The organism is Streptomyces ficellus, assembly GCF_009739905.1.
Classification (GTDB): Bacteria; Actinomycetota; Actinomycetes; order Streptomycetales; family Streptomycetaceae; genus Streptomyces; species Streptomyces ficellus_A.
This window is the reverse complement of sequence record NZ_CP034279.1, coordinates 1,319,074-1,340,423: the sequence shown is the minus strand read 5'-3', so window position 1 is coordinate 1,340,423 and position 21,350 is coordinate 1,319,074. Positions and strand designations below refer to the sequence as shown.

The following is a 21,350-nucleotide window of genomic DNA, read 5'->3' as shown; positions in this document are numbered from 1 at the left end:
CCGGGGCCCGGGGTTGCCGGGGGGCTTCGGAGCCGCCGGGGGCTCCGGGGGCTCGGGGCGCTCCGGAACCCCGGGGGCTGCCGGGGGCTTCGGGGCCGCAGGGGGCTTCGGAACCCCGGGGGCTGCCCGGGCTTCCGGGGCCCCTCCCGGCCTCGCGTACCTGCGAGGCCCGCGGGCCCTCCGGGCGTGACCGGACGGGGCGCGTACCGGTCAGGCGCCTCGGGCGATGAGTTCGTCGGCGGGGCCGTTGAGGGGTTGGGGCGTGCCGGTGAGGTCCAGGACGAACAGGGGGAGCCGCAGCCGGTCGGCGCGGGCGCGCGCCTTCTCCTCGTAGCCGGCCAGCGAGAACGACACGCTCGTGGCCGAGGCCGCGAGTCCGGTCAGCCAGAGGCACTCCACCGCGCGCAGGGACGTGGGCCTGGTCGTCGGGTCGACCTGGGCCACCAGGCCGGGGCCGCGCAGGTCCACGCCGAACCCCCCGCCGGCGGCCGGCGCGGTGCCCGGGACGTCCTCGGGCTGGACGACATCCTGGAACCCGAGCCAGTGGAGGTAGAGCGCGGCGGTGGTGACCGCGTCGCGCGCGGTGCGGATGGTCACCGGCCGGAAGGCGGGGCGCGGCACGGCGGCGGTGCGCGGCAGCGGGATGTGGGCGGGCACCGTGGAGACCCCGGTCGTGGAGGCGGTCGCCCCGGGCGGGGACTCGGGGCCGCCGGGCTGCGAGTCGGTGCCGCCGGGCGGGGAGTCGGCAGCGCCCGGGCCGGCCGCGCCGGGCGTACCGGAGTCAGGCGTGCCGGGCGCACCAGGGCCGGGCGTACCGGGGCCGGGAGCGCCGGGCGCCGTGGGGGCGGAGGGCCGCTTGGGGGCGGCGGTCACCGGGCGCACCGGGACGCGGAGCACCGTGCCGCACGGGCAGCCCAGCTCGGGCTGCGGCCACTGGTCGTGGCGTCCGCACGCGTCGCAGCGGACGGTGACCCAGTCGTCGGTCCAGGTGCGGTGGGTGATCGGCTCGGCGGGGGCGCCCTTGAGCAGGGGCGGGACGACGGGGACGCCGCAGGGGCACGGGTAGACGGGCGGCGCGTAGCCGTGGGTGCGGCGGCAGGCCGGGCAGCGTACCGGGACGTTCTCTCCCACGTAGGACCCCCTTCGTTCCGCCGTCCATCGTCCACCACGGGCGCGCTCTTGGGGAGGGAGTTCGGCCATCCCTTGACTGTGTCCATCTCACGGCCTAGATTGCTTCCGTATAGCAGAACTACACTTCCGCATTACGGAATCGAAGCTCTCAGGTGGCGCGACAGAGCCCGAATCCGCCGGCCGGAGCAGGAGCCCCCAATGCCTCGTATGACCGCCGCCCGAGCGGCCGTTGAGATCCTCAAGCGCGAAGGCGTCACCAACGCGTTCGGTGTGCCGGGCGCGGCGATCAACCCCTTCTACAAGGCCCTCAAGGAGGGCGGCGGGATCAGTCACACCCTCGCCCGGCACGTCGAGGGCGCCTCGCACATGGCCGAGGGTTACACCCGTGCCAAAGCCGGCAACATCGGTGTCTGCATCGGCACCTCCGGCCCGGCCGGCACCGACATGATCACCGGCCTGTACTCCGCGATCGCGGACTCGATCCCGATCCTGTGCATCACCGGCCAGGCCCCGGTCTCGAAGCTGCACAAGGAGGACTTCCAGGCCGTCGACATCGCGTCGATCGCCAAGCCGGTCACCAAGGCCGCGACCACCGTCCTGGAGGCCGCGCAGGTCCCCGGCGTCTTCCAGCAGGCGTTCCACCTGATGCGCTCCGGCCGCCCCGGCCCGGTCCTCATCGACCTGCCGATGGACGTCCAGCTCACCGAGATCGAGTTCGACCCCGACACCTACGAGCCGCTGCCGGTCTACAAGCCGTCCGCGACCCGCGCCCAGGCCGAGAAGGCCCTGAGCTTCCTCCTGGAGTCGGAGCGCCCCCTGATCGTCGCCGGCGGCGGCATCATCAACGCCGACGCCTCCGACCTGCTCGTCGAGTTCGCCGAGCTGACGGGCATCCCGGTCATCTCCACCCTCATGGGCTGGGGCACCATCCCGGACGACCACGAGCTGGCCGCCGGCATGGTCGGCGTCCAGACCGCCCACCGCTACGGCAACGCGACCTTCCTCGAGTCGGACGTCGTCCTCGGCATCGGCAACCGCTGGGCCAACCGCCACACCGGCTACAACCTGGACGCGTACACCAAGGGCCGGAAGTTCGTCCACGTCGACATCGAGCCCACCCAGCTCGGCAAGATCTTCGCCCCGGACTACGGCATCGCCTCCGACGCCAAGGACGCGCTGGAGCTGTTCATCACCGTCGCGAAGGAGTGGAAGGCCGCCGGCCGGCTGCCCGACTTCTCCGCCTGGGCCGCCTCCGCGCAGGAGCGCAAGGCCACCCTCCAGCGCCGCACGCACTTCGACGACATCCCGATGAAGCCGCAGCGCGTGTACGAGGAGATGAACAAGGCGTTCGGCCCCGAGACCCGCTACGTCACCACCATCGGTCTCTCCCAGATCGCCGCGGCGCAGTTCCTGCACGTCTACAAGCCGCGCCACTGGATCAACTGCGGCCAGGCCGGCCCGCTCGGCTGGACCATCCCGGCCGCCATCGGCGCCGCCACCGCGGACCCGGACACCCCGGTCGTCGCCCTGTCCGGCGACTACGACTTCCAGTTCATGATCGAGGAACTGGCGGTCGCCGCCCAGCACATGGTCCCCTACATCCACGTGCTGGTGAACAACGCCTACCTGGGCCTCATCCGGCAGGCGCAGGGCGGCCTGGGCATCAACTTCGAGGTCAACCTCGAGTTCGAGAACATCAACACCCCGGAGATCGGCGTCTACGGCGTCGACCACGTCAAGGTCGCCGAGGGCCTGGGCGTCAAGGCGATCCGCGTCGAGGACCCGAGCAAGCTGGGTGAGGCGCTGGAGCAGGCCAAGAAGCTGGCCGTCGAGCACCGCGTCCCGGTCGTCGTCGAGGCCATCCTGGAGCGCATCACCAACATCGCGATGAGCAAGACGGTCGACATGAGCGACGTCACCGAGTTCGAGGAGCTCGCCACCGAGCCGGGGCACGCCCCGACGGCGATCCGCCCGCTCGTCTGACCCGCCACACGCGTGAGGAAGGCCCCCGCCCGGGGAACCGGGACGGGGGCCTTCCCCATGGCGGCGCACCGGCGCCGGGCGGCGCGGCCCGCTCAGGAGGACCAGCGCAGGGCACGCAGCACCCGCCAGGTGACCGTGGCGGCGCGGTCGGCCTTGATCTCCACCCTTAACACCTCACGGGCGTCCAGGACACCGTTGCGGGTGACGGCGACGTTCAGCACGCCGTCCGGGCCGATGGTGCCGCAGTCGATGGGCAGGTCGTAGGAGCGGTGCTTGGTGCCCGTGTGGTCGTCGTAGAAGCGCATGGTGACGCGCGTCCCGGCCTGGCCCTTGACCGTGGCGTACGTGGTCGCGGAGTACGCGCACGCGCCCTGGAGCAGCGCGGCGTCATTGGCCATGGCCAACTGCTTGTACGTGTTGGCCACCAGTGACGGGCCGCCCTCCTGGGTCTCGTTGATGACGGTCGGCATGGGGTCCTCCTCTGACTGGCCGTTCGCCCGGGCGACGATTCCCGGGAAGACGACGTTCCTGAACTGGCGCACCCGGGCGTCCCCGGGGCAGGCCGTGCCGCCGCTCGACCAGGCGGCGTGCAGCCGGTGATAGCCGTAACCCGGGTCGGAGGCACTGCGGCAGATCCGCAGCGGGATGCCGTGCCGCTGGTGCAGCCACACCCCGAGCCGGATCAGCTGCTCGACCTGGTCGGCCGTCCACGGATCGGTGTGCTGCAGGTTGGACGCCGTCTCGATGGACACCGCCCCGGTGCCGTCGGGGCGCCTGTTCGCCTGGTAGTTGGCGTCCGCGCGGGTCTCCGTACCGATGTACTGGCCGAGGTCGCCCCCGTACCCCAGGCCGAAGTGGGACTCGAGCGAACTGGTCTGCCAGTACTCGTATATTCTCTGCGCGGTCCAGGGCGCGGCTAGGCTGTGCAGGATGAACTGGGTTGGCCTGATAGCGGGTTGCTGATCGCTCTCAGGCTGCAGCTCCATTTTCCTCGCGAACGGGCACCAGGCCATCAGGGTGCCTCCTTTGACTCGGGAACGTCCTTTCGGGGGACATCGGAATGAACGAACTCACCTGCAAGGTCGAGGGTTGCGGCCGCCGTGTGCGCGTAGTGGCCCGGGGATGGTGCTCCATGCACTACCAGCGTTGGCAGCGCCACGGGGACACCGGCCCAGGAGCGGCGCATCGCGTACATGTCAGTACGGCGGCCGAGGCCCGGCGGTGCGAATTCCCCGGCTGCACGCGGAAGTACATCAGCAAGGGCTTGTGCGCGAGCCACAACTGGCAGCGTGGCGCAGGGCGTGAGCTGACCGCCCTGCCGGACCGGCGGACCGCGAAGCCGCACGACCGGAACTCGCGCGGCGAGAAGCAGTGTCGTACCTGCCGGCGCTGGCTTCCCCCAGACACGTTCAACCGCAACGGCAGGGCCAAGGACGGCTTGCAGGGGAACTGCCGGAGCTGCGCACGGGAAGTGCAACGCAAGGTGCTGTACCGCCTGACCCCTGATCGGTACACGGAGATGCTGGCGAGCCAAGGAGGGGCGTGCGCCATCTGCGGGCAGCCCGACGGCAATGGCTTCGCTCTGCCCGTCGACCACGATCACGGTTGCTGCCCGGCTGCCGCCAGAACCTGCGGGACGTGCGTCCGTGGCCTGGTCTGCAGCGCGTGCAACCACGGGCTGGGGCAGTTCCGCGACAGCCCGGAGCTCCTGCGTGCCGCAGCAGCCTACCTCGAACGCCACGACCGACGGTGACCGGGCGAGGGGCGTCCCTGGTCGACACTGCCGTAACTCCATGCGCGTCGCAGCGGGATACCACGCCATGGGCCCCCCTTCCCGGAGCTCCTGACGCATGCACACCTCGTGCACGTCCAGTCAGGTGATACCCACGGTCAGTAATCACCACCCATGCACGGTGGCGCGGAATCTGGGTATCCGTTCCCTATGGCAGACGTTGTGGACGCGGACGAACTGCTCCGTCGCATCCGGGTCACCCGGGACTGGGCGCGCCGGCAGGAGCAGGAGGCGCAGGACGAGATGGCGGCAGCGGCGTACGAGGCGGTGAGGAGGACGCTGGACAAGCTGATCAACCCCTCCTCCGGGTAGGGCTCAGACCGAGCGCACGCGCGCGGTGGCCTCCCGCACCGAGGTCAGGAAGCGGCGTACCGTCTCCAACTCGCCCTGCTCGAAACCTTCCGCGACCGTCACGACCTCGCCGATCACCGGCCCGAAGAAGGCCCACCCCAGTGCCGTGGCCTTCTCCTCCACCTCCAGCAGTACGCGGCGCCGGTCGGAGGTGTCCCTGCTGCGCCGGACCAGTCCGAGCCGCTCCAGCCGGTCCACCAGGGCGGTGGTTCCGGCCGAGTTCAGGCGCAGTTGCCCGCCGAGCCACCCGGGCGTGGCGGGGGTGCCGGCCCGTGCCGCGTCCAGCAGGTGGATCAGGGCGCGGACATCGGTGGGGTGCAGCCCGTTGCGTGCCGCGAACTCGGCGCCGAGCAGGTCGAACTCCACCGTCACCGCCCGCAGCAGGTGCACCAGTCCCATCGCCGGACTCCGGTCGTCCATGCGCCCTCCCTCCGCCCTCGCGTTCACAGGCTCCGACCGCATAGTATCTCGCTGAACGAGAGACTCGCTGAACGAGCCGAGTGACCATGGTGAGCCGAGCGAACCGAGCGAGCCGACCGAGCTGCGATCTGAGCGAGCTGCGATCCGAGTGAGAGGCATGCCGTGGACCTGTCCGCCTTCGACCTTGCCTACGACCAACTCCGCGCCCGCTGGCCCGAGTCCACCGAAGAACGCGACGTCACCACGCCGTACGGGCGCACCCGCGTCCATGTGCACGGCCCGGCGGACGGCCATCCGCTCGTGCTGCTCCCCGGCGGCTCGGCCACCGGCCTGGTGTGGTTCGCCAACGCACCCGCTCTCGGTGACCGCCATCGAGTCCATGCGGTGGACCTGCTGGGCGACGCCGGCCGCACCGAGCGCAGTGGCAGACCGCTGAGGAACGCCGACGACCTGACGGCCTGGCTGGACGCGTTGCTGGACGGGCTCGGGCTCGACCGCACGCACCTGTGCGGGCACTCGTACGGCGCCTGGCTGGCCGCGAGGTACGCGCTGCACGCGCCAGGGCGGGTCGACCGTCTCGCCCTCGTCGATCCCACCCAGGTCTTCGCCGGGTTCCGCCCCGGCTACCTGCTGCGCGCCCTGCCGACCCTGATACGCCCGACCGAAGCCCGTGCCCGCGCCTTCCTGGCCTGGGAGACGGCGGGCCTCCACCCGGACGAGACCTGGCAGCGGCTCTACGCGCTGGCCGCCACCGTCCCCGGCCGCAGGCTCATCGCCGGCCGCCGCCCCCAGGTCGCCGGACTCCGCATGCCGGTGCTGGTCCTGCTCGCGGAGCACAGCCGTGCCCACCACACCGCCACCGTCGCCGACCGGGCCCGACGGGCGCTTCCCCGGGGCGAGGTGGCCGTACTGACCGGAGCCACCCACCACTCCCTGCCCCTCACCGAGCCGGAGCGGCTCAACGACCGCCTGACCGACTTCCTCCGTTGACACCGCCGGACGTCACCGTGCGGGGAACGGGTACGGCGGTCGCAGTCGGCCGGCGTGGGCCATTGGTCGGTGGTGCGGCGTGGATGCCCGTTGTGCTCCCGTGCGCCGCGGCCGTCGCCTTGTCCGTCCCCCCGGCGGCGGGAAGAGTCGCGCCCGCACCCGGTGCCCGCACGCGGCGGGTGCACCCAGTGACAGCAGACGTCCCAGGGGGGTACGGGCAATGAAACGATGGTTCCGCAGAACACGGACGGGGCTCATGGCGGCCACCTCGACGGTCCTGGTCGGGGGACTGGCCCTGGCACCGGCACAGCCGGCCGCGGCCGACCCGGCGGGAGTGCAACGCGTCCTCGACTGGGAACAGCCGGCCGACCGGACGCTGCCCACCGCCGCGCCGCCCCAGTTCACCAAGCAGTGGGCGACGGCGTACGGGGCGACGAACACCACCGGTGCCACCCGCGACGGCTCGTACGCGGTCCGCTTCGAGCTGCGCAAGTCCGACCCGGTCGTCTCCGGCAGCAAGCGGGCGGAGATCTCCCAGCGCGACGAGCAGCCCGCGAACGCGGAGCGGTGGTACGGCTTCAGCACACAACTGGCGTCGACGTGGGCCCACGACACGTCGGCCGAGATCGTGAGCCAGTGGCACCAGTGTGACGTCGGCTGCCCGGGTGGATCGCCGCCGCTGGCGCTGCTCACGGACGAAGGGCGCTGGAAGATCGACTTCCGTGGCCAGTTCATCGACCTGGGCCCGTACACCGCCGGGGCCTGGGTCGACTGGGTCTTCCACGTGACCTGGCGTACGGACAGCGCGGGCCTGCTGCAGGTGTGGAAGGACGGCGAGCGTGTCGTCCACCGCACGGGCGCGACCCACGGTGGCGGCCCGCGGTCCCCCTACTTCAAGTTCGGCATCTACAAGTGGGACTGGAACACCGGCGCCCCCTCCAGCGTCACCCAGCGGGTGCTGCACCACGACGCCCTGCGCCTCGGGGACGAACGCGCCGCCTACGGGGACGTGTCGCCCCAGCGCGGCTGTACGCGCACGGCGGCGGTGACCGCGACGTCCGCCACGACGCACGAGCCGGTCAACCCGCCGGCCCACGCCGTCGACGGTGACCTGACCACCCGCTGGTCCGGACAGGGCTTCGGCGCGGCGCTGACCCTGGACACCGGTGCGGTCCGCCGGCTGTGCGGCGCGTCGGTGGCCTGGCACCGCGGCGACCTCCGGTGGAACGACTACGCCCTCCACGCGTCGGCCGACGGCGTCTCGTACACGAAGGTGTGGGAGGGCCGGAGCTCCGGAACGACCACGGCACCGGAGACCGTGCTGTTCACCACCGGCTCCCTGGACGTCCGCCACCTCAGGATCTCGTTCTGGGCGAACCCCGAGAACGACTGGGCCAGCATCACCGAGGCCCGCCCGCTCGTCCTCTGAGAGCCCCGCCCCCTGGCAGGCGGCCCGAGGGCGGACGGACGACCGGCCCCGTCCGGGCGCTGTTCCGGGCGGGGCCGAACGGTCCACAGCACGCAGCAGCCAGCAGCGCGGGTAAGGACGTGTTCCACGGTAGGGGGCACCACTGACAACGAGGAGTACGAGGAAGACCGCGGCGGCTCACCACCGCCGAAGTCGTTGCTCGATTCTCTCGCCTATGCCGAGTTGTTGCCGAACATCAATCGATCACGGGTCGTCTGTAGCTCCCCACGCCAAGCCGGTTTAGGGACGTGCGACGTGCACTGGCATCTGTCCAATGAGCACTGGACTTGTCGCGCTGGGTAGTCGAGTTGGCGGGCGGGTTGGCCCCCGTCGAGCGTGAGCGGGTGGGGTTGCAGACGGGGTGAGCGCTGGACCGAAAGGGTTTGGCACGGGGGCCACGCATCGACGATGATCACCTCATGACCACCGGAAAGGGCCATGCCTTCTAGGCGGCCCGCTTCGCTCTCCACCGCTCGTGCACCGCCGCCGCTCACCGCAGCGCCCGAACGCCGTGACCGCCCACCCAGGAGAGCCCGCCCGTGCAGAAGACTGCCCTCGTTCCCTATGCCCACCTGCCCCGAGCGCACCACACCCACCATGTCCTGACCAGCACCGTCGACGTCTTCGGCACCGCCCACTGGCTGCTTGCCGACCGCGCTCCGCAGCCCGGCGGCGATGCCCTGCCCTTCGACGCGCTGGTCGTCTCCGTACATCCGGGCGGCGACGTCGAACTCACCGAGCTGAGCGCCGTGCGGGCCCGCTGGCCGCACCTGGACCGCCTGCCTGACGGCGGGTTCGTCGTCGCAGCATCCCGCGCCCGCCGGTACGAGGACGCGGACCAGGTCCAGGTCTTCGACGCGCTCGGCCGCGGAACCTCCTCCTTCTCCGTCGGGGACGCCATCGAGCACATGCTCGTGGACGAGGCCGGCCACATCTGGGTTGGACACTTCGACGAAAACCCGGCCGGAATCCGCCGCTGGAGCCCCACAGGCCACATCTACTGGACGTCCGACGGCGCAAGCATCCCTGGCCTCTTCGACTGCTACGCCCTGAACGTGTCGGGCACCACCGCCTGGGCGTGCACGTACACCGACTTCCCGCTCGTCGAAATACGCCCCGACCGGCCCGTGAGGGTGTGGCCGAACCAGGTACGGGGCGCCAAGGCAGTCGCCATCCACGGCGAGCGGGTCGCCTTTTACGGCGGCTACGGCGAAGAGGTGGACCGGCTCACCCGCGGAGAGCTCACCGAAGCATCCGTCGAGCCAACGGACGTGGGCCTGCTCACCCTGCCCGACGGCCACCTGCCCGGCCGCCGCCGCGCCGTCAGCCGAGGAAGCAGGATCTACGTCCAGGCTGAGCCGTTCACCGCGTGGGGCGTGGTTGACCTCAGCAGCTGAGCCCCGAAAGGAGAGACATGCGGCAAGATGCGGACGCATGCCCCTCTCATCGCGTTTCACCGTGCCGGGCCAGGTCCGGGCTGTGGCCACATCCGACCCCTCCGGGCCACTGACCGTGACCGGCTACGGCCCGAATCCGCTGGCGACCGTCATCACGAGGGTCGACCTTTCAGGCACGGTGGAGTGGCGGCGGACCTACCCTGGGACAGGCAAGCCGCAATCCCGTCTGGCCACGGACGGCGCGCTGTGGCTCGCCTACCCAGACCGCGACGGTCAGCTCCTGGAAAGTGTTCTGCCGGACGGTTCCACGGGGCCCACCGCCCGCCCGGAGTGCCGCGCCGATGAGGAGATCGGCGCATTCGTCCTCCTCGACGACGGGTTCGTCATTTCCTGGGTCAGCGGCTCCCGCATGGTCCGTAGGGAACGAAGCCGACCCACCTCTGTACCGGAGCCTCGCGTGGCCCGGTACACGAGAGAAGGGGAGTGCCTCTGGTCCACGCCGATTGCGCTCGGTGCGGTCTCGTTCCCAGGTGTGGTGGAGACAGGAGACCGGACCGGATGGGAGATCCGGCCGCGTAGGCCTTGGGTCCCGGAGGAGATCGGCATTGATCACTGGGAGCCACTGCTCGTATCGGCCGACAGAATCGCAGCCAGTTTCACCGACACACGGGGTGGCATCGGAAGGACGTTCTTCCTCGACCTGGACAGTGGCGCGATCATCTCGGTCACCGCTCCCGCGCCCACAGGCCGAAAGGCGATAGCTGGCCCTGGCCAGTTCCTGCTCGGATCCCAGGGTTACGGTGCCTTCACGACCGGCCGTTTCGGCCGGGACGGTGTCGAAACCGCGCGCTGGGCCAGCCATGGGGCAATGCTCGTCGACAAGAACGGCGGCTTCTGCGGCCCGGAGCTCGAAAACAGCCTGCCTTCGCGATCACGCTTCCGGCGGCTCGCACCGGACAACAGCCTTGTGGACGGGCCGCCACTGACGGGTTACTACACGTCCTACCCCGCGATGGACTGCGAGGGAACCACGGTGTTCTGGCGAGACGGCAAGCTGCTCGCTGTGGACACGGATCTCGCCGGACACGAGCTGTTCGCCATGGATGACAGCCGAGCGGTAATCAGTCGTGCGCTACTGCTGAGCGAAGGCAGTGTCGTCGTCTCCCTGGACAACGAGGTCCTGGTCTTCCGTACACCGCTGGGGCCGCTGGCCGAGGGCCCCTGGCCGTGCGGGGAAGCGAACCTCAGGGGCAATCCTCTGCTGAGCTGAAACTGCCTGGCGTGACGGCGGAGGAGACTGAAGCCGAGCGGGGAGCTGGCAGGACGGGTCGACTACAAGACTCGTTCACAGGACGCGCTCAACAGCCATGTCGCCTCGCCCTTCAGACCCTGGTCGGCAGGCGCCGGACGGGGCTGCGGTGGGTGGTGCTGTCGGTGCGCCTGTCCAGCTCGGTCCGGAGTTCGTGGATGACCTGGGCATAGACGGCGACGCGCTCGCGAAGCCGGTCGTTGTCCTCTCGCAAGGCCTGGGCGGCGACTTCGGCGTCGATGGCGCGGGCGTGCAGGTGTTGGAACGCGGGCGGGATGCCGTTCGCCTCGGACTCTCTCGTTCCGGCCGCATCCTCCGGCGTGCAGCGCGCGGACTCGTTCGCGGGTCTCTTCGGTGACGGGGTGCGTGAACTGGTTGCCGCCCACGTGATCACCTCCGGACATGACGAAGGCCCCACAGGGTGGCGGGGCCTTCGGGAGTTTCGTCTGTGTCCGGGCAAGCCGGATCGGGTTCTGATTCGGCCAGACGCACCTGCGGGCGCAGTTCGGTCAGCTGAGCAGGCCGCCGAGGTCCGCGCCGATGGACATCCCGTACAGCGCGGCGACGACCAGGCCGGTGATGACGACGGTCCAGGCGATGGCCCACTGGAAGTCGGTCATCAGAAGTTGCCGTTCGCGAGGATCTGCCCCTGGCCGTCGTACACGGTGACGAGACCGTTCTTTGATGTCTTCCACTCGGCGAAGATGCTCGCGAGGAGCTTGCCGTCCCCGCCGTGCGGGCCGAGGAGACCGCCGGTGTAGTCGGTGTGGATCTCGGCGGAGTCCAGGACGTTGTTCTGCTCGTCGGCTCCCTGGACGCGGGTCACGTGCTGGGCGGCGGCCTTCTCCGCAGCCGTCCCCTCCTTGACCACGAACGCCTTGAACTGGTCCGTCTGCGACTGCTCTTCAGGGGCTGCGGCCGGCTGCTCGGCGGGCTTGGCGTCCGGCGTGCTGCTCTTCACGGCGGTGACGTCCTTCCTGCCGGTGTCGCTGCCGCTGCCGGCCAGGGCGCCGACGATGCCGAGGAGCACGATGACGCCGACGACGCTGCCGAGGGTGATGGCGACGATCGCGCCGGCGCCCATGCCCTTCTTCGGCGGCAGGGGCGGCGGGTATGGGGCGTACTGGCCAGGGTACTGCGGCGGAGGCTGGTTCACGGTGGTCCCCTCGGGCGGTGCGGCGGTGGTGTGGGGGATGGTGAACGTACCGCTGGTGGATGGGCGGGTGTGAGGGGTTCGCGGGATCCGGACACGAAAGAGGACGCGCCGCGTCGGAGGGACGCGCGGCGGCGCCGGTCTCGATGCGGCGGTCAGGGCGTGGGTGCCACCTTCATGGGGATGAGGCGCGGCTCACCCAGGGACTTCGATCCGTCGTTAGCTGTCACCACCGGCTGGTAGCGGATGAACCTGCCGGCAACGACCTGAACGTCCTCGCCGATGGCGTCCGGGTCGAGCCCGTTGGCCCGGACCCATTCGATCGTGGCCGGTCGCCGTTCCTCGAAGCTCTTGTGCTGGTTCATGTGGCCCATCTTCCCTTCTTCTGCTCGGGTGCGTCGTGGGCTGGTTCTTCTCGGCGGATCGGGCGGCCTTGCTCTGCTCATTCCGGTCGCGGGATTCGCTCAGGGGCATGGTCTTCTTCGCGGGTGCCATGATGGCGCTCCCGTCTCCCATGTGGGATGGGGCCGGGACGGCCGCCCCGGGGTCAGTGAGTGTGCGCGGTGGTGGTGACGGGGTCGTGGGCGATCCGTCCACCGGCACCCTGGTGCTCTACACGCAACCCGTCTCCGAGGCCTTCCGCCACGCCGTTGTGTCGTGGTGCGGCTCCTGACCTGCAACACCAACTGTCGCCAGGGGCGCCGACCTGGGCCGGAGGGGCGGGCGGGGTGTCGCTCCGGTGCACCCGGGCCCGTTCCCCGCAGCTCATGACCGCAGGGGCCCCAACAGTCCTGGCAGGCGGCCCACCGATGCTGCAAGGGCCGGGATGGGCGAGGAGGAAGTGCGGCGGGCGACGAATGCCCTGGCCCCAGCACCGTGCAGGTCGTGCTCCGCGGCTACACCGGCTCGGGAGAACACCGGCCGAAGAAGGGCGACGACGAGTGAGCGGAGGGCTGGTCTCGGTCGCCGCTCTCTTCCGCCCGTACCTCCGGTGCACATCGTCTGCGGTGGGATTGCCGATGGTCGCCGGGTGTACCTGGCCGTACGGTCGGTGTGCCGGAGCACGACAGGCCGGGAAACACGTGAGCACATCCCATCGTGTCCCCACACGAACGGGGTTCCCTGATGACGAAGTGGGAATGCTGCACGTCAGACGCACGCAGAAGAGCGCGGAGTTGGGGGACCGTAAACCCCAACTCCGCGCTCTGGCCTGTTGCCCGGTCGCCCGGTGTGCAGTGGTGACCGTCCGACGGTGCGAGGCTGGCGCGACAGGACGTTCGCGCCGCCGGACGGGGGTCTGGAGGGGGAGGTGTGGCGTTGGGACCGCGGCGGCGGCGACGGAGTTCCGGCCGGGCCTTCCTTCAGGTCAAGAAGGTGGCCGGGATTCCTTACCACCGCACTGGCACGCTCGCCGCCGCGGTCCTCACGCTGTCCGTACCGCTGACCACCCCTCATCCGGGCCCGCGGTGCGGACTGCGTACGGCTGCCGACCTCCCGTCAGGAGCCGTACGCGGTCTGGGTTCGCCCCTGGGATCAGTCCTCGCGCAGGGCGCGGACCGCTTCCTCGACGCGCTTGCCGTAGTCCGGGTCGGCGGCGTGGAAGTGGGCGAGGTTCTTCTCGATGACGTCCTCGCGGGAGACCTGGGACAGGCCGCCGGCGATGTTCGCGACGAGGCGGGACTTCTCCTCCTCCGACATCAGGCGGTACAGCTCGCCCGCCTGGAAGAAGTCGTCGTCCTTCACGTGGGCCGGGGCCGCGTGGGTGCCGGTGTGGCCGCTGACGGCGAGCGGGGCGGAGAGCGCCGCGTCGGTCTGCGCCGGGCCGGAGTACGAGTTGGGCTCGTAGTTCTTGTCGTGGCGCGAGCCGTAGCGCGTGGCCATGAGACCGTCACGGCCGTAGTTGTCCGCCACCGTGGCCTTCGGGGCGTTCACCGGGAGCTGGGTGTGGTTCACACCGAGGCGGTAGCGGTGGGCGTCCGCGTAGGCGAAGAGGCGGCCCTGGAGCATCTTGTCCGGGGAGGGGCCGATGCCGGGGACGAAGTTGTTCGGCGAGAACGCGGCCTGCTCGACCTCGGCGAAGACGTTGTCCGGGTTGCGGTCGAGGACCAGGCGGCCCACGCGCTGGAGCGGGTAGTCGGCGTGCGGCCAGACCTTGGTGAGGTCGAACGGGTTGAAGCGGTAGTCCGCCGCCTCGGCCGCCGGCATGATCTGCACGTACAGGGTCCAGGAGGGGTTCACACCGCGCTCGATGGCCTGGAGCAGGTCCGTCTGGTGCGAGTTGGCGTCCTTGCCGACGACCTCGGCGGCCTGCTCGGACGACAGGGAGCGGATGCCCTGGTTCGTCTTGAAGTGGTACTTGACGAAGAAGGCCTCGCCCGCCTCGTTGGTCCACTGGTAGGTGTGCGAGCCGTAGCCGTTCATGTGGCGGTACGAGGCGGGGATGCCGCGGTCGCCCATGAGCCAGGTGATCTGGTGCGTCGCCTCGGGGGCGTGCGCCCAGAAGTCCCAGACGTTGTCCGGCTCCTGCTTGCCCGTGAACGGGTCGCGCTTCTGGGAGTGGATGAAGTCGGGGAACTTGATCGGGTCCTTGATGAAGAACACCGGGGTGTTGTTGCCGACGAGGTCGTAGTTGCCCTCTTCGGTGTAGAACTTCACCGCGAAACCGCGCGGGTCGCGGACCGCGTCCGCGCCGCCGAGGGAGTCGGCGACGGTCGAGAAGCGGAGGAACAGCTCCGTACGCCTGCCGACCTCGCCGAGGAAGTTCGCCTTGGTGTAGGCGGTGACGTCGTCGGTGACCTCGAAGTAGCCGTACGCACCGGACCCACGGGCGTGCACGACACGCTCCGGGATGCGCTCACGGTTGAAGCGGGCGAGCTTCTCCAGCAGGTGCTGGTCCTGGAGGAGGAGCGGGCCACCGACGCCGGCGGTGGCGGAGTTCTGGTTGTCGGCGACGGGGGCGCCGGACTCGGTCGTAAGCACGCGCTTCGACATCGTGACCTTCCGATACGTACGGGGCTGCTGGCGGTGCGAGGAGCGTAAGTACGCCTCCGAGCTCACGTCAACAGTTTGTTGAAAGTGAAGAAGGGGTGTTCCGGACGGCGCCGCCGCCTGGGCGCGACAGGACAGGTGTCAGCGACGACGCCGCCCGGAAATCTGGGGAGCCGGAAGGCTCAGACCTGCGAGAGGGCTCAGACCTGCGAGCCGGAGAGGCGCTCGACGGCGCGCAGCAGGGCCGAGTGGTCCAGGCCGCCGTCGCCCTGCGCGCGCAGGGAGGCGACCAGCTGGGCGACCACGGCGCCGACCGGCAGCGAGGCGCCGACGTTGCGGGCGGCGTCGGTCACGATGCCCATGTCCTTGTGGTGGAGGTCGATCCGGAAGCCGGGGGCGAAGTCCCGGTTCAGGAAGTTGTCCTTCTTGCGGGTCAGCACGGTCGAGCCGGCCAGCCCGCCGTTGAGGACGTCGAGCGCGGCCTTGAGGTCGACGCCGGACTTCTCCAGGAAGACCACGGCCTCGGCGCAGGCCTGGATGTTCACCGCGACGATCAGCTGGTTGGCGGCCTTCACCGTCTGGCCGGAGCCGTGCGGGCCGCACAGGACGATGGTCTTGCCCAGCGCCTCGAGGATCGGCTTGGCGGTGTCGAAGTCGGCCTGCTCGCCACCGACCATGATCGACAGTACCGCCTCGATGGCACCGGCCTCACCGCCGGACACCGGGGCGTCCAGCACCCGGATGCCCTTGTCGGCGGCGGCCTTCGCCAGGTCGACGGAGGTCTGCGGGGTGATCGAGGACATGTCGATCAGCAGGGCGCCCTGCTTGGCGTTCTCGAGGATGCCCTCGGGACCGTAGGCGATGGCCTCGACCTGCGGGGACGCGGGGACCATGGTGATGACCACGTCCGCGTCGGCGACGGCCTCGGCGATCGACTTGGCGGCCGTGCCGCCGGCCTTGGCCAGCCGGTCCAGCTTGTCCTGCTCCAGCGTGTAGCCGGTGACCGGGTAGCCGGCCTTCAGCAGGTTCTCGGACATGGGCGAACCCATGATGCCGAGACCGATCCACGCGATCTTGGGGAGCGTGCTCATGAGGGTACCTCTCTCAAAACTGTTGTACGTGACGTCAGTTGGCCGCGCGCTGCGACCGCGGAAGCCACTCGAAGCTCTCCGCGCTCGGGCGGTCGCCGGCCTTGTACTCCAGGCCGACCCAGCCCTCGTAACCGGCCTTCCTCAGGCGGTCGAGGAGGCCCTCGAGGTCGAGGTCGCCGGTGCCCGGCGCGCCGCGGCCCGGGTTGTCGGCGATCTGGACGTGGCCGGTCTTGGCGGTGTAGTTCTCGATGACCTCGGGCAGGTCCTCACCGTTCATCGACAGGTGGTACAGGTCCAGCAGGAACTTGGCGTTGCCAAGACCCGTGGCCGCGTTGACCTTGTCGACGACCGCGACGGCGGCCGGGGCGCTCACCAGGGGGTAGCGCGGCGACTCCGGCTTGTTGAGCGCCTCGATCAGCAGGATCGCACCGATCCGGTCGGCCGCGCGGGCCGCCAGGACCAGGTTCTCCAGGGCGAGCTCGTCCTGTACGGCCGGGTCGACGCCGTCGACGCGGTTGCCGTACAGGGCGTTGAGGGCCTTGCAGTCGACGGAGGCGGCGAAGTCGGCGGCCACCTCGATGTTGGCGCGGAAGCGCTCCGACTCCTCACCGGGGACGGACAGGGCGCCGCGGTCGGGGCCGGGCAGCTGCCCCGCGTAGAAGTTCAGGCCGACCAGCTGGGTGCCGGCGTCGTCCAGAGCCTTCTTCAGGGCGTCGAGCTCGCGCCGGTCGGGCGTCGGCGTCTCGATCCAGGGCCACCACAGCTCGACCGCGGTGAAGCCGGCCGCGGCGGCGGCCGCGGGACGCTCCAGGAGCGGGAGTTCGGTGAAGAGGATCGACAGGTTCACATTGAAGCGCTGGTCCGTGTATCCCATGAGGGGTTCGGCGCTCCTTCCGTATTGCGGAAGTTCGTTTCTGCTTAACGGAAGATTGCCTGTCGTGGGGGAGGGCTGTCAAGGGCGGACGGCAAAAATCGCGCCTTCCGGCCGAACCCCCGAACGACACCCCGCCCGCTTGTGCGGCGCTACAACCTGCGGCGCGCTGAGACAGAGGGGGGCGCCGAGGCGGGGCGCATCGCCTCGGCGTACCCCGCCACCTCCGCCGTCGCCCGCGGTGGCGCCATTGCTTAACGTGGGGGCATGCAGCGACTGAGAGTGGAGTTCACGACAGAGCCCTTTGACCTGGACGAGGCGCCCGCTCATGCGGTGGTGGCCCGGGAGGTCATTCAGGCGGCCGATCTGGACGCCGTGGACGTGGGGCCGTTCGGCAATACGGCCGAAGGCGGTGCGGACGCGGTGCTCACCGCGGTCGACGCCCTGCTCCGGCAGACCCTGGGCGCGGGTGCCACCCGGGTCTCGCTGCAGGTCAACGTGATCGGCGAGGCCGGGGAGGGCGAGAAGTGACCGAGCCGGGAGATCACCCCCTGGTCGCCGCGGTGAAGCCGCTGGTGGACGCGATGGGAGCCCAGATGATGGGGCCGGAGCAGGCCACGGCCGACGACGTCGTCCTCGCCTGGGAGGGCGAGGACGTCGTCGCCGTCCGCCTGCCCCAGCTCGCCGACTCCCTGGACCACATCCTGGCGGCGATGGAGCGCCGGCACGGGAAACCGCTCTCGGAGCTGGACCGCAAGACCAAGCAGGCCGTCGTACGGACCCTGGAGGCGCGCGGCGCGTTCTCCGTCCGGCACGGTGTGGAGACGGTCGCCGGCGCCCTCGGGGTCAGCCGGTTCACCGTCTATAACTACCTGAACAGGGAAAACGCCGCGAAGAGTGAGTAGGTGAGTACGTTGTGGAGTCAGCCGCCGTCCGGATGCCGGGACGGCGGCTTTTGTGTCACCGAAGTTTCAACAAAGTGTTGACGGCGCGTTGGGCGAGGGCGTTAGCTATCCGCAGCCCGTCCAAGCACAGGAATACAGCCACGGAGGCTCCCGTGACTTCGAGTACACAGCGCTTCTCGGGGGAGACCCCCGAACCCACCGCGGGCCTCACACGGTTCAACACCTCCGCGGACGGCGACGCGCTCGCCGCCCTGCACGAGGTGTGTGCAAGCTCGGCCTGGGGGAGCAAACTGCTCGCCCAGCGCCCGTACGCCACCACCGAGGCCCTCTTTCTCGCCAGTGACGCCGCCATGGCCGAGCTGACCGCGGAAGACCTGGCCGAGGCCATGGCGGGACACCCGCCGATCGGCCGCCCCAAGCCCGGAGACCCGACCTCCTCCCGCGAGCAGAGCGGGATGGCCGGCGCCTCCGAGGAACTCAAGGCGGAGATGCTCGAACTGAACCTGGCCTACCAGGAGAAGTTCGGTCACGTCTTCCTGATCTGCGCCACCGGCCGGACCGGCGAGCAGATGCGCGACGCGGTCCGCACCCGGATCGAGAACTCGCCCGAGCAGGAGCGGGAGATCGTCCGCACCGAACTGGGCAAGATCAACCGCATCCGGCTGACCCGTCTCGTAGAGGAAGAGAGCGCCGCATGAGCACCGAGACCACGGCGTCGGTGTCCACGCACATCCTGGACACCAGCATCGGCCGCCCCGCCGAGGGCGTCGCCATCTCCCTGTCGGCCCGCAGCGGGTCCGGCGCGCGATGGGTGGCGCTCGGCGGCTCGGCGACCGACGCGGACGGGCGATGCAAGGACCTGCCGGCCCTGCCGGAAGGCACCACCCACGTACGTCTCGACTTCGAGACCGAGGCGTACTTCACGGGTTCCGACAACACAGTGAAGCAAGCCGAGGCGCAGCAGGACGCCCCCCGCGTAAGGGACAGCGGCGCGTTCTTCCCGGAGGTGGCGATCACGTTCGCCGTCGTCCCGGGCGAGCACTACCACGTACCGCTGCTGCTCAACCCGTTCGGCTACTCCGTTTACCGAGGGAGCTAGCAGACACATGCCCACGATTCTCGGCCAGAACCAGTACGGCAAAGCAGAGAACCGCGTCGTCAAGATCACGCGGGACGGCGACACCCACCACATCAAGGACCTCAACGTCTCGGTCGCCCTCTCCGGCGACATGGACGACGTCCACTACTCCGGCTCGAACGCCAACGTCCTGCCGACCGACACCACCAAGAACACGGTGTACGCGTTCGCCAAGGAGTACGGCATCGAGTCCGCCGAGCAGTTCGGCATCCACCTCGCCCGTCACTTCGTGACCTCGCAGGAGCCGATCCACCAGGCGCGCATCCGCATCGAGGAGTACGCCTGGGAGCGCATCGCCACCTCCGACGCCAACTCCAAGTTCATCGGCGCCGACGAGGTCAAGCACTCCTTCGTCCGCAAGGGCCAGGAGACCCGCGTCTCGGAGATCACCTACGACGGTGAGAACTGGCAGGTCATATCCGGCCTGAAGGACCTGGTCGTCATGAACTCCACCAACTCGGAGTTCTGGGGGTACGTGAAGGACAAGTACACCACCCTCCAGGAGGCGTACGACCGCATCCTCGCCACCCAGGTCTCCGGCCGCTGGCGGTTCAACTGGACCGACGACGAGCAGCGGATGCCCAACTGGGAGAAGTCCTACGAGCAGGTGCGGAAGCACATGCTCCAGGCCTTCGCCGAGACGTACTCCCTGTCGCTCCAGCAGACGCTGTACCAGATGGGTTCGCGCATCATCAACAACCGGTCGGAGATCGACGAGGTGCGCTTCTCCCTGCCGAACAAGCACCACTTCCTGGTCGACCTCGAGCCCTTCGGGCTCAAGAACGACAACGAGGTCTACTTCGCGGCGGACCGCCCGTACGGCCTCATCGAGGCCACCATCCTCCGGGACGGTGTGGAGCCGCAGATCCCGGTCGACATGACCAACCTCTGATTGCCAGGCCGATGACCGCCCCGCCCCGCCCGCAGCGGGCGGGGCGGCACCGGACCGGAGGGAACAGCAATGGCACAGCCCGCAATGGGGCCGGCACCTGAAGGCCCGTGTTCCACCCCACCGGAGAAGATCCCCTGCCACCCGGTGGACGAAAAGCTCCCCCTCGCACGGCTCGTCCCCGCCGCGCTCCAGCACATCGCCGCCATGTACGCGGGCGTCGTCACCCCTCCGCTCATCATCGGCCAGGCCGTCGGCCTGGACACCGCCGGGATGACCCGGCTGATCGCGGCGAGCCTGCTCATCGCCGGCCTCGCCACCATCCTCCAGACCATCGGCGTCACGAACATCGCCGGGAACCGGCTCCCGTTCGTCAACGCCGCCTCCTCCGCCGGTATCGCGCCGATGCTCGCCATCGCCGAGACCAGCGCCCCGGGTCACCAACTGCCCGCCATCTACGGTGCGGTGATGGTCGCCGGAGTGTTCTGCCTCGCCGTCGGCCCCTTCTTCGGCCGGCTGCTGCGCTTCTTCCCGCCGCTCGTCACCGGCGTCGTCATCACCCTCATCGGGGTGACCCTGATGCCCGTACCGGTCGGCTGGGCGCAGGGCGGGGACAAGAGCGCCGCCGACTTCGGAGCCATGAAGTACCTCGCGCTCGCCGCCTTCACGCTCGTCGTGATCCTGCTCTTCCAGCGCTTCGGCCGGGGCTTCGTCAAACAGATCGCCCTGCTCCTCGGTCTGTTCATCGGCACCCTCGCCGCCATCCCCTTCGGTATGGCCGACTTCGCCGCCCTGAAGGACGCGCCGGTCGCCGCGCTGCCCTCGCCCTTCGCCTTCGGCACCCCCGAGTTCCAGCCCGCCGCGATCCTCTCCCTGTGCATCGTGATGCTGGTCCTGATGACCGAGTCCAGCGCCGGGATGCTCGCCCTCGGCGAGATCTGCGAGCGCCGCACCGACGGGCGGACCATCACCCGCGGCCTGCGCACGGACGGCCTCGCCACCCTGGTCGGACCCGTCTTCGGCGGGTTCCCCACCTCCGCGTTCGCCCAGAACGTCGGCGTCGTCTCCCTGACCCGGGTGCGCAGCCGCTACGTCGTCGCGGTCGCCGGTGGCGCGCTCCTGGTCCTCGGAACGTTCCCGGTGCTCGGCGCGGTCGTGTCGCTCGTCCCCATGCCCGTCCTGGGCGGAGCCGGTATCGTCCTCTTCGGCTCGATCGCGGTCAGCGGCATCCGTACGCTCTCCGAGGCCGGCCTCGACGACAGCTCCAACATCATCCTGGTGGCCGTCGCCCTCGGAGCGGGCATCATCCCGCTCGCCGCGCCCACCTTCTACGCGGAGTTCCCCGCCTGGGCGCAGACCGTGCTCGGTTCCGGCATCAGCGCCGGGGCACTCGTCGCCGTCCTGCTCAACCTGTTCTTCCACCATCTCGGCACCCGGAGCCGTCAGACGGTCCCGGCACTCAAATCCTCCTAGG

The 21,350-nt window shown here is 70.0% G+C and carries 22 protein-coding genes; 13 read left to right on the top strand and 9 right to left on the bottom strand.

Annotated elements, in window-relative coordinates; translation table 11 throughout:
• Positions 1 to 210: 210 nt before the first annotated feature.
• Positions 211 to 1,131, bottom strand: a complete 921-nt coding sequence (locus EIZ62_RS05905) for a hypothetical protein (protein ID WP_156691659.1) — start codon at positions 1,129 to 1,131, stop codon at positions 211 to 213.
• A gap of 198 nt (positions 1,132 to 1,329) precedes the next feature.
• Here EIZ62_RS05905 and gcl point away from each other — a divergent pair, with 198 nt between their 5' ends.
• Positions 1,330 to 3,114: a glyoxylate carboligase gene (gene gcl, locus EIZ62_RS05900; protein WP_156691658.1), complete on the top strand. Its 1,785-nt coding sequence runs from the start codon at positions 1,330 to 1,332 to the stop codon at positions 3,112 to 3,114.
• Between the two features lie 92 nt (positions 3,115 to 3,206).
• Here gcl and EIZ62_RS32345 read toward each other — a convergent pair whose 3' ends face one another.
• Positions 3,207 to 4,100: a peptidoglycan recognition protein family protein gene (locus EIZ62_RS32345; protein WP_244375492.1), complete on the bottom strand. Its 894-nt coding sequence runs from the start codon at positions 4,098 to 4,100 to the stop codon at positions 3,207 to 3,209.
• Between the two features lie 74 nt (positions 4,101 to 4,174).
• Here EIZ62_RS32345 and EIZ62_RS05890 point away from each other — a divergent pair, with 74 nt between their 5' ends.
• Together EIZ62_RS05890 and EIZ62_RS31890 are read left to right on the top strand one after the other, a co-directional pair.
• A complete protein-coding gene (locus EIZ62_RS05890; protein ID WP_208827780.1) occupies positions 4,175 to 4,867 on the top strand; it encodes an endonuclease VII domain-containing protein in 693 nt (230 codons plus the stop codon).
• Positions 4,868 to 5,056: 189 nt separating this feature from the next.
• Entirely contained in the window at positions 5,057 to 5,218 is a 162-nt protein-coding gene (locus EIZ62_RS31890) for a hypothetical protein (RefSeq protein WP_167536342.1), read from the top strand.
• A gap of 3 nt (positions 5,219 to 5,221) precedes the next feature.
• On the opposite strand, the gene EIZ62_RS05885 is transcribed toward EIZ62_RS31890, so the two are convergent.
• A complete protein-coding gene (locus EIZ62_RS05885; protein ID WP_156691657.1) occupies positions 5,222 to 5,677 on the bottom strand; it encodes a MarR family transcriptional regulator in 456 nt (151 codons plus the stop codon).
• Between the two features lie 162 nt (positions 5,678 to 5,839).
• Here EIZ62_RS05885 and EIZ62_RS05880 point away from each other — a divergent pair, with 162 nt between their 5' ends.
• The 4 genes from EIZ62_RS05880 to EIZ62_RS05865 all read left to right on the top strand — a co-directional run bounded on the left by EIZ62_RS05880 (position 5,840) and on the right by EIZ62_RS05865 (position 10,802).
• Positions 5,840 to 6,667, top strand: a complete 828-nt coding sequence (locus tag EIZ62_RS05880; protein WP_156691656.1) for an alpha/beta fold hydrolase — start codon at positions 5,840 to 5,842, stop codon at positions 6,665 to 6,667.
• A 256-nt stretch (positions 6,668 to 6,923) separates the two neighbouring features.
• Positions 6,924 to 8,096 (top strand): heparin lyase I family protein, encoded by a 1,173-nt coding sequence (locus EIZ62_RS05875; protein ID WP_167536341.1) that lies wholly within the window; start codon positions 6,924 to 6,926, stop codon positions 8,094 to 8,096.
• A gap of 578 nt (positions 8,097 to 8,674) precedes the next feature.
• Entirely contained in the window at positions 8,675 to 9,532 is an 858-nt protein-coding gene (locus EIZ62_RS05870; protein WP_156691654.1) for a hypothetical protein, read from the top strand.
• A gap of 82 nt (positions 9,533 to 9,614) precedes the next feature.
• Positions 9,615 to 10,802, top strand: a complete 1,188-nt coding sequence (locus tag EIZ62_RS05865; RefSeq protein WP_244375490.1) for a hypothetical protein — start codon at positions 9,615 to 9,617, stop codon at positions 10,800 to 10,802.
• Positions 10,803 to 10,914: 112 nt separating this feature from the next.
• On the opposite strand, the gene EIZ62_RS05860 is transcribed toward EIZ62_RS05865, so the two are convergent.
• The 6 genes from EIZ62_RS05860 to EIZ62_RS05835 form a co-directional block, all read right to left on the bottom strand.
• The gene (locus EIZ62_RS05860; RefSeq protein ID WP_244375488.1) at positions 10,915 to 11,235 is read right to left on the bottom strand and encodes a coiled-coil domain-containing protein; all 321 of its coding nucleotides are present in this window, start codon (positions 11,233 to 11,235) and stop codon (positions 10,915 to 10,917) included.
• Positions 11,236 to 11,460: 225 nt separating this feature from the next.
• Positions 11,461 to 11,997, bottom strand: coding sequence for a hypothetical protein (locus tag EIZ62_RS05855; protein ID WP_244375486.1), 537 nt, complete (start codon positions 11,995 to 11,997; stop codon positions 11,461 to 11,463).
• A gap of 152 nt (positions 11,998 to 12,149) precedes the next feature.
• The gene (locus tag EIZ62_RS05850; protein ID WP_156691652.1) at positions 12,150 to 12,359 is read right to left on the bottom strand and encodes a hypothetical protein; all 210 of its coding nucleotides are present in this window, start codon (positions 12,357 to 12,359) and stop codon (positions 12,150 to 12,152) included.
• 1,168 nt (positions 12,360 to 13,527) lie between these two features.
• Complete coding sequence (locus tag EIZ62_RS05845) at positions 13,528 to 14,985, bottom strand: catalase (RefSeq protein WP_156691651.1); 1,458 nt, start codon at positions 14,983 to 14,985, stop codon at positions 13,528 to 13,530.
• A 197-nt stretch (positions 14,986 to 15,182) separates the two neighbouring features.
• Entirely contained in the window at positions 15,183 to 16,073 is an 891-nt protein-coding gene (locus EIZ62_RS05840; RefSeq protein ID WP_156691650.1) for a 2-hydroxy-3-oxopropionate reductase, read from the bottom strand.
• 34 nt (positions 16,074 to 16,107) lie between these two features.
• Positions 16,108 to 16,947 (bottom strand): TIM barrel protein, encoded by an 840-nt coding sequence (locus EIZ62_RS05835; RefSeq protein ID WP_156691649.1) that lies wholly within the window; start codon positions 16,945 to 16,947, stop codon positions 16,108 to 16,110.
• A 264-nt stretch (positions 16,948 to 17,211) separates the two neighbouring features.
• On the opposite strand from EIZ62_RS05835, the gene EIZ62_RS05830 reads away from it, so the two are divergent.
• The 6 genes from EIZ62_RS05830 to EIZ62_RS05805 all read left to right on the top strand — a co-directional run bounded on the left by EIZ62_RS05830 (position 17,212) and on the right by EIZ62_RS05805 (position 21,349).
• A complete protein-coding gene (locus EIZ62_RS05830) occupies positions 17,212 to 17,475 on the top strand; it encodes a YkoF family thiamine-binding protein (protein WP_156691648.1) in 264 nt (87 codons plus the stop codon).
• On the top strand, positions 17,472 to 17,849 hold the full coding sequence (locus tag EIZ62_RS05825) for a helix-turn-helix domain-containing protein (protein ID WP_156691647.1): 378 nt from the start codon (positions 17,472 to 17,474) through the stop codon (positions 17,847 to 17,849). The genes EIZ62_RS05830 and EIZ62_RS05825 overlap by 4 nt, the downstream gene beginning before the upstream one ends.
• Before the next feature lie 152 nt (positions 17,850 to 18,001).
• Positions 18,002 to 18,547: a 2-oxo-4-hydroxy-4-carboxy-5-ureidoimidazoline decarboxylase gene (uraD, locus tag EIZ62_RS05820; RefSeq protein WP_167536340.1), complete on the top strand. Its 546-nt coding sequence runs from the start codon at positions 18,002 to 18,004 to the stop codon at positions 18,545 to 18,547.
• Complete coding sequence (uraH, locus tag EIZ62_RS05815) at positions 18,544 to 18,948, top strand: hydroxyisourate hydrolase (protein WP_156691646.1); 405 nt, start codon at positions 18,544 to 18,546, stop codon at positions 18,946 to 18,948. Before uraD ends, uraH begins: the two co-directional genes overlap by 4 nt.
• A gap of 7 nt (positions 18,949 to 18,955) precedes the next feature.
• The gene (pucL, locus tag EIZ62_RS05810; RefSeq protein ID WP_156691645.1) at positions 18,956 to 19,879 is read left to right on the top strand and encodes a factor-independent urate hydroxylase; all 924 of its coding nucleotides are present in this window, start codon (positions 18,956 to 18,958) and stop codon (positions 19,877 to 19,879) included.
• Positions 19,880 to 19,948: 69 nt separating this feature from the next.
• Positions 19,949 to 21,349 carry a nucleobase:cation symporter-2 family protein gene (locus EIZ62_RS05805; protein ID WP_156691644.1) on the top strand — a complete coding sequence of 467 codons (1,401 nt, stop codon included), beginning with the start codon at positions 19,949 to 19,951 and terminating at the stop codon, positions 21,347 to 21,349.
• Position 21,350: the final 1 nt, after the last annotated feature.

Bases quoted from the DNA above. Each gene is read 5' to 3' on its own strand.
- EIZ62_RS05805 (WP_156691644.1), top strand. From the start codon at position 19,949: ATGGCACAGCCCGCAATGGGGCCGGCACCTGAAGGCCCGTGTTCCACC.
- EIZ62_RS05890 (WP_208827780.1), top strand. From the start codon at position 4,175: ATGAACGAACTCACCTGCAAGGTCGAGGGTTGCGGCCGCCGTGTGCGC.
- EIZ62_RS05850 (WP_156691652.1), bottom strand. From the start codon at position 12,359: ATGAACCAGCACAAGAGCTTCGAGGAACGGCGACCGGCCACGATCGAA.
- EIZ62_RS05830 (WP_156691648.1), top strand. From the start codon at position 17,212: ATGCAGCGACTGAGAGTGGAGTTCACGACAGAGCCCTTTGACCTGGAC.
- pucL (WP_156691645.1), top strand. From the start codon at position 18,956: ATGCCCACGATTCTCGGCCAGAACCAGTACGGCAAAGCAGAGAACCGC.
- EIZ62_RS05845 (WP_156691651.1), bottom strand. From the start codon at position 14,985: ATGTCGAAGCGCGTGCTTACGACCGAGTCCGGCGCCCCCGTCGCCGAC.
- gcl (WP_156691658.1), top strand. From the start codon at position 1,330: ATGCCTCGTATGACCGCCGCCCGAGCGGCCGTTGAGATCCTCAAGCGC.
- EIZ62_RS05840 (WP_156691650.1), bottom strand. From the start codon at position 16,073: ATGAGCACGCTCCCCAAGATCGCGTGGATCGGTCTCGGCATCATGGGT.
- EIZ62_RS31890 (WP_167536342.1), top strand. From the start codon at position 5,057: ATGGCAGACGTTGTGGACGCGGACGAACTGCTCCGTCGCATCCGGGTC.
- EIZ62_RS05875 (WP_167536341.1), top strand. From the start codon at position 6,924: ATGGCGGCCACCTCGACGGTCCTGGTCGGGGGACTGGCCCTGGCACCG.
- EIZ62_RS32345 (WP_244375492.1), bottom strand. From the start codon at position 4,100: ATGGAGCTGCAGCCTGAGAGCGATCAGCAACCCGCTATCAGGCCAACC.
- uraH (WP_156691646.1), top strand. From the start codon at position 18,544: ATGAGCACCGAGACCACGGCGTCGGTGTCCACGCACATCCTGGACACC.
- EIZ62_RS05885 (WP_156691657.1), bottom strand. From the start codon at position 5,677: ATGGACGACCGGAGTCCGGCGATGGGACTGGTGCACCTGCTGCGGGCG.
- EIZ62_RS05835 (WP_156691649.1), bottom strand. From the start codon at position 16,947: ATGGGATACACGGACCAGCGCTTCAATGTGAACCTGTCGATCCTCTTC.